General features: G+C 52.2%; 3 protein-coding genes. 2 read left to right on the top strand and 1 reads right to left on the bottom strand.

The features are described from left to right. Positions 1-53: 53 nt before the first annotated feature. The gene (gene barA, locus QMN38_RS18195) at positions 54-2,810 is read right to left on the bottom strand and encodes a two-component sensor histidine kinase BarA (protein WP_271449524.1); all 2,757 of its coding nucleotides are present in this window, start codon (positions 2,808-2,810) and stop codon (positions 54-56) included. A gap of 57 nt (positions 2,811-2,867) precedes the next feature. On the opposite strand from barA, the gene rlmD reads away from it, so the two are divergent. Continuing rightward, positions 2,868-4,166, top strand: coding sequence for a 23S rRNA (uracil(1939)-C(5))-methyltransferase RlmD (gene rlmD / locus QMN38_RS18190; RefSeq protein WP_323605542.1), 1,299 nt, complete (start codon positions 2,868-2,870; stop codon positions 4,164-4,166). A 100-nt stretch (positions 4,167-4,266) separates the two neighbouring features. Next, positions 4,267-6,501, top strand: a complete 2,235-nt coding sequence (gene relA, locus QMN38_RS18185) for a GTP diphosphokinase (RefSeq protein ID WP_137382740.1) — start codon at positions 4,267-4,269, stop codon at positions 6,499-6,501. Positions 6,502-6,525 lie beyond the last annotated feature (24 nt).

Here is a 6,525-nt window from a genome sequence, read left to right as displayed (position 1 = left end):
AAACAGCAAAACCTGTAGGCCGGAAAAGGCGGTTACGCCGCCTCCGGCGAATATCACCCCAATATCCGTTTTGCTTCCCGCGCGACGTTGTCCATCTCATCAAGAAGCTCTAAAAACTCTGGTTCAAGCTCTTCTTCTTTGGTCCCGCTACGTAACTGCTGTTCAATAAGCTGGCACAGGTTTTTCATGCGGGGAACCCCGCTGTAACCGCAGCTGCCGTGTAGTTTATGAATCAAATCCACCAACCCTTCAGGGTTTTCACCCACCAGTTGCTCTTCAATTCTGTTACGGACTTCAGGCAAGAAATCGATCAGCATTTGCAGCATATCCCGCGCCAGATCGTTTTTACCGGCAGCCTGTCTCAACGCCAGTTGCCAGTCGAGGGTCGTATTCGGGTTGACCACGGGTTCAGGGGGTTCCGCTACGATAGTCCGGGCTGATGTGCCGGCACCGGGCTTATAGCGCAACAGTAAACTGTGCAATTTATCTTCTTCAATCGGCTTAGCCAGGTAGTCATTCATTCCGGCGCTGAGTAACTTCTCTTTTTGTCCTGCCATGGCATGTGCCGTTACCGCAATAACCGGTGTCTGCTGCTGGTGTGGAAGCTGATGGATCAGTTCGCAGGCACGAATACCGTCCATGTCCGGCATCTGGATATCCATCAGGATCAGATCAAATTGCATTTGTTTGGCTCTGTCCACCGCCTGATGCCCGCTGTCGCACAGCTCGACGTGCTGCACTTTATCTTCAAGTAATGCGCCGATAAGCTTCAGGTTCGCCGGGTTGTCGTCCACCGCCATCACGGTCATCGCAATCTTGCTTTCATCTAACAACTGGAGCTCTGACCCTTGGTTCAGGTGGCAATACTCGGTTAATGCAGGTAGCAATCGGGTTGAGGTGAGCGGTTTTAGCAGACATGCCGCCGCGCCGCCTTGCTTTAATTTTTCAGCGTTAATCTGCGCATGGCAAGGCAGCGCCAGCAACAGGAAATCGGTCATCGCGGCTGCGCTTGCCAGCCGTTCATGCTGCATGGTGAGCGGCTCGCGTAATGTGACGGGTACACCAAGTAGCAGGATATCGTAGTGTTCTGCCGGTAATGCAGAGAATGAAGGGCTGTAAATCACCTCCAGTGGCGTTTCACTCAAGATATCCAACGTACATTGCGCGGCGGTAGCATTTGGTTCAACGTAAGCCAGTCGTTTACCTGCCAGACAGCGGGTGGTTGAGCGATCGCTCAGAACATTAGGATTGAGATCAAGACTGATATGGAACCAGAAGGTGGAACCGCGATTTGGTTGGCTATGGAACGAGATATCCCCGCCCATTTCATTGACCAGTTTTTGCGTGATCACAAGGCCAAGTCCGGTACCACCGTGACGGCGCGAAATGCTGGCATCAGCCTGACGGAATGCCTGGAACAGACGTGACTGATCGCGTTCTGGAATGCCAATGCCGGTATCGCGGATTTGAACTTCAATCTGGACTTTGGTGTTACTGAGCGCGCGTTTTTCAACCAGAATGTCGATATTGCCGCTCTCGGTAAATTTGATGGCATTGCCGACCAGGTTGGTAATGACCTGTTGCAAGCGCAGCGGGTCGCCAATCACATTGTCCGGAACGTCATTTTTAATATTCAGTGTTAGCTCCAGCCCTTTGTCATGGGAGGAGTGTGCTAACAGCGTTACGACGTCATCCAGTGTACTGCGCAGCGGGAAAGGTATGCTTTCCAGAATCAGTTTACCCGCTTCCAGTTTAGAGAAGTCGAGCACATCATTGATGATAGCGAGCAGGTTGTTGGCAGAGCGTTCAATCGTATTCAGGTGATCGCGCTGAGTGGTATTTAACTCGGTTTTTAGTGTCAGACGTGTAAAGCCAATGACACCGTTTAGCGGTGTACGTAGCTCGTGAGACATGTTCGCCAGGAACTCTGATTTAATACGTGCAGCTTCCTGAGCGCGTTTCTTTGCCAGGTCCAGCTCAACGTTTTGGATCTCCATCTGCTCCAGCGTTTCGCGCAGATCTGACGTCGCCTGATCGATATTGTGCTGCATCTCTTCATGGTAGGCGGCGAGAGACATCGCCATCGAGTTGATGCCATTCTTCAGCATATCCAGCTCGCCCAACATGAAACCTTCCACGCGGCTATCGAGCTGACCTCTACGTATTCGGTCTACGGTATTCACCATGTTGCGAATTGGGCCGGTCACGTCACGCATCAGACGCCAGCCGAAAATTAACGCAATACCAATACAAAACAGCATCATGACGCTGGAGATAAAGATCTCTTTGTACTGCTGTAATCGCACGGACTTGAGGTCCAGCTCAAGCGCCACATACCCCAGCATATTTTTGGTGTTCTTCGCATCGCTAACGGCAGATTCATCCGGTGAATAGCTTTCCGATATAATAGGGGTTCGCAGGATCATGATATCCCCGTGCCGGGTTACGCTCAGCTTTCGCGGAAACGGCGATCCGGTAGCCAATTGCATCTCTGACGGATCAAGATGAAAGTTGGAGGTGACGAACAGTCGGTTATTTTCGTCATAGACGGAAATTGCCCGCACAATATCGGAATGGCGACGATGCAACACGCTGATAAGCTGGCCGATGGATTCCCGGTTTTGCAAGTTCATGCCGTATTCGCTGGATACCGCGAGTGGCTCGATGATGCTGGCACCAGCATCTTCCAGTTGACGCTGCAAGTCGTTATAGCGATGCACAACAAAAAAGATACTGAGCAGCAAACCTATCAGGACGGTCGGGGCCAGGATCAGAATCATCATGCGTGCGCGCAGGCTGTAGTTGGTCATGGAGTTCCGTTATGGGACAATTAGGGTCACACTGTTAAATAGAGAAATATCTCGTCGATGGCGCAATTCTACTCTGCAAAACGACGCGTGACGACGCGTCAGATCATAACCGTTACCGTCAATGACCTTGATTCTTTTGGTCAGGGCGTTGCTCGTCATAACGGGAAAGCCCTGTTTATACCGGAATTGCTGCCCCAGGAAAGCGCAGAAGTGGTGATTACTGAAGATAAAAAACAGTTTGCCCGTGCGCAAGTCAAACGTCGCTTAAACGACAGTTCGGAACGCGAAGTGCCACGTTGCCCACATTTTGGGGTCTGTGGTGGCTGTCAACAGCAGCACGCCAGCATCCCTTTGCAGCAGCGTAGCAAAAGTGCGGCGTTGTCGCGTTTAATGAAATGTGAGGTGACGGAAGTTATCGCCGATACCCCGTGGGGTTATCGGCGCCGCGCGCGTTTAAGTCTGAACTATCGCGCGAAAGAGCAGCAATTGCAGATGGGGTTTCGCAAGTCCGGCTCCAGCGACATTATCGATGTGAAGCAATGCCCTATTTTGGTGCCCCAACTTGAGGCGTTGCTGCCTGAAATTCGGGCATGCCTGCAGAGTCTGCAGGGGCTGCGTCACTTGGGGCATGTCGAATTGGTGCAGGCTGGAAGTGGAACCCTGATGATTTTGCGCCACACTGCGCCACTGAATACCGCAGATAAAGAAAAACTGGAATGCTTTTCGCATTCTCAGGGACTGTCTTTGTTTCTGGCTCCGCAAAGCGAGATACTGGAATCAAATTCAGAAGAATCGCCCTGGTATGATTCAAATGGACTACGTTTAACCTTCAGCCCGCGTGATTTTATCCAGGTCAATGAAGGGGTAAACCAGAAAATGGTTTCCTGTGCGCTGGAATGGCTGGATGTGCAGCCAGAGGACCGTGTGCTCGATTTGTTCTGTGGTATGGGGAATTTTACGTTGCCGTTGGCCGTACGAGCAGCGAGCGTTGTGGGTGTTGAAGGTGTCCCTGCGCTGGTGGAAAAAGGCCGGGAAAATGCGCGGAATAACGGACTACACAATGTGACATTCTTTCATGAAAACCTTGAAGAAGATGTCACCAAACAACCATGGGCAAAAAACGGATTTGACAAAGTCTTGCTCGATCCCGCGCGTGCGGGGGCTGCCGGTGTGATGCAACATATTATAAAATTAAACCCTGGCCGCGTTGTTTATGTATCCTGTAATCCTGCTACGCTGGCTCGTGACAGCGAAGCGTTACTCAATGCAGGATATACCGTTCGGCGACTGGCGATGCTCGATATGTTCCCGCACACTGGACATCTGGAATCGATGGTCCTGTTTGAGCGTTTGTAATGAATTTTATACCCATTGGATTTCGGGTTGTAACGCAGCGTGAAAGACAATGGGTACGGCTTGTCGACTTCGACAGGCCAGGCCCCTTAAGGAGAGGACGATGGTTGCGGTAAGAAGTGCACATATAAATAAAGCTGGTGAGTTTGATCCTAAGAAATGGATCGCGAGTCTGGGGATCTCCAGCCAGCAGTCGTGTGAACGCTTAGCCGAAACCTGGGCGTATTGCCTGCAGCAGACACAGGGGCATCCGGATGCGGATCTGCTGCTGTGGCGTGGCGTCGAAATGGTGGAAATACTCTCCATGCTGAGTATGGATATCGACACGCTGCGAGCGGCGATGCTGTTCCCTCTGGCGGATGCCAATGTGGTGAGTGAAGACATCCTGCGCGAGAGCGTAGGCACGTCAATCGTTAATCTTATCCATGGTGTGCGTGATATGGCGGCAATACGCCAGCTAAAAGCCACGCATACCGACTCCGTCTCTTCCGAGCAGGTTGATAACGTTCGTCGCATGCTGCTGGCAATGGTCGACGACTTCCGCTGTGTGGTCATCAAGCTGGCAGAACGTATTGCTCATCTGCGAGAAGTGAAAGACGCGCCGGAAGATGAGCGCGTGCTGGCGGCAAAAGAGTGCACCAATATTTATGCCCCGCTGGCTAACCGATTAGGCATCGGGCAATTAAAATGGGAGCTGGAAGATTACTGCTTCCGCTACCTGCACCCAGCCGAATACAAACGCATTGCTAAATTACTGCATGAACGTCGTATCGACAGAGAACACTATATCGACGAGTTTGTTGGGCATCTGCGTTCAGAGATGAAAACCGAAGGTGTAAAAGCCGAGGTGTACGGGCGTCCGAAGCATATTTACAGCATCTGGCGCAAAATGCAGAAGAAGCAGTTGGCTTTTGACGAACTGTTCGATGTGCGCGCGGTGCGTATCGTGGCTGAGCGTTTACAGGATTGCTATGCCGCACTGGGGATCGTGCACACTCACTATCGCCATCTGCCTGATGAGTTCGATGACTACGTTGCCAATCCGAAGCCTAACGGTTACCAGTCAATCCATACGGTTGTGCTGGGGCCAGGCGGTAAAACCATTGAAATCCAGATCCGTACCAAACAGATGCACGAAGATGCCGAGCTGGGCGTTGCCGCGCACTGGAAGTACAAAGAAGGTACCGCTTCAGGCGCTGCGCGTTCTGGCCATGAAGATCGCATTGCGTGGCTGCGTAAACTGATAGCCTGGCAGGAAGAGATGGCTGATTCCGGTGAAATGCTGGATGAAGTGCGTAGCCAGGTCTTTGACGACAGAGTTTACGTCTTTACGCCAAAAGGCGATGTCGTTGACTTGCCGGCGGGTTCAACGCCGCTCGATTTTGCTTATCACATCCACAGTGATGTGGGGCATCGTTGCATTGGCGCGAAAATTGGCGGTCGCATCGTACCGTTTACCTATCAGCTGCAGATGGGCGATCAAATTGAAATCATCACCCAGAAACAGCCAAACCCAAGCCGCGACTGGCTAAACCCTAACCTGGGCTACGTGACGACCAGCAGGGGGCGCTCTAAGATCCATGCCTGGTTCCGTAAACAGGACCGGGACAAGAATATCCTGGCTGGTCGTCAGATCCTCGATGATGAACTGGCGCACCTGGGTATTAGCCTGAAAGAGGCTGAAAAACACCTGCTTCCGCGTTACAGCTTTAATGAGCTGGAAGAGCTGCTGGCGGCGATCGGCGGCGGTGACATCCGCCTCAACCAGATGGTCAACTTCCTGCAAGCGCAGTTTAATAAACCAAGCGCTGCTGAACAGGATGCCGCTGCACTGAAACAACTTCAGCAGAAAACGCAGGCCCCGCAGACTCGCCGAAAAGACGATGGCCGTGTGGTGGTCGAAGGGGTTGGAAACCTGATGCACCATATCGCGCGCTGCTGCCAGCCTATCCCTGGCGATGAGATTGTCGGGTTTATCACCCAGGGACGTGGTATTTCCGTGCACCGGGCTGATTGTGAACAACTGACAGAACTGCGCTCACATGCCCCAGAACGTATCGTTGATGCGGTTTGGGGTGAAAGCTACTCGGCAGGGTACTCGCTGGTTGTCCGTGTGCAGGCAAACGATCGGAGCGGCTTATTACGTGATATCACGACGATTCTTGCTAACGAGAAAGTAAACGTGCTGGGGGTTGCCAGCCGTAGCGATACCAAACAACAGTTGGCCACCATTGATATGACCATCGAAATTTACAACCTGCAGGTGCTCGGACGCGTGCTCGGCAAACTGAACCAGGTGCCGGATGTGATCGACGCGCGTCGCTTGCACGGTAATTAATAAGAACGTAGGCCGGATAAGGCG

It is taken from the genome of Citrobacter sp. R-1.5.2 (assembly GCF_035064245.1).
Classification (GTDB): domain Bacteria; phylum Pseudomonadota; class Gammaproteobacteria; order Enterobacterales; family Enterobacteriaceae; genus Citrobacter.
The sequence above is the reverse complement of the archived record's forward strand: the minus strand, read 5'-3'. Positions and strand labels throughout refer to the sequence as shown.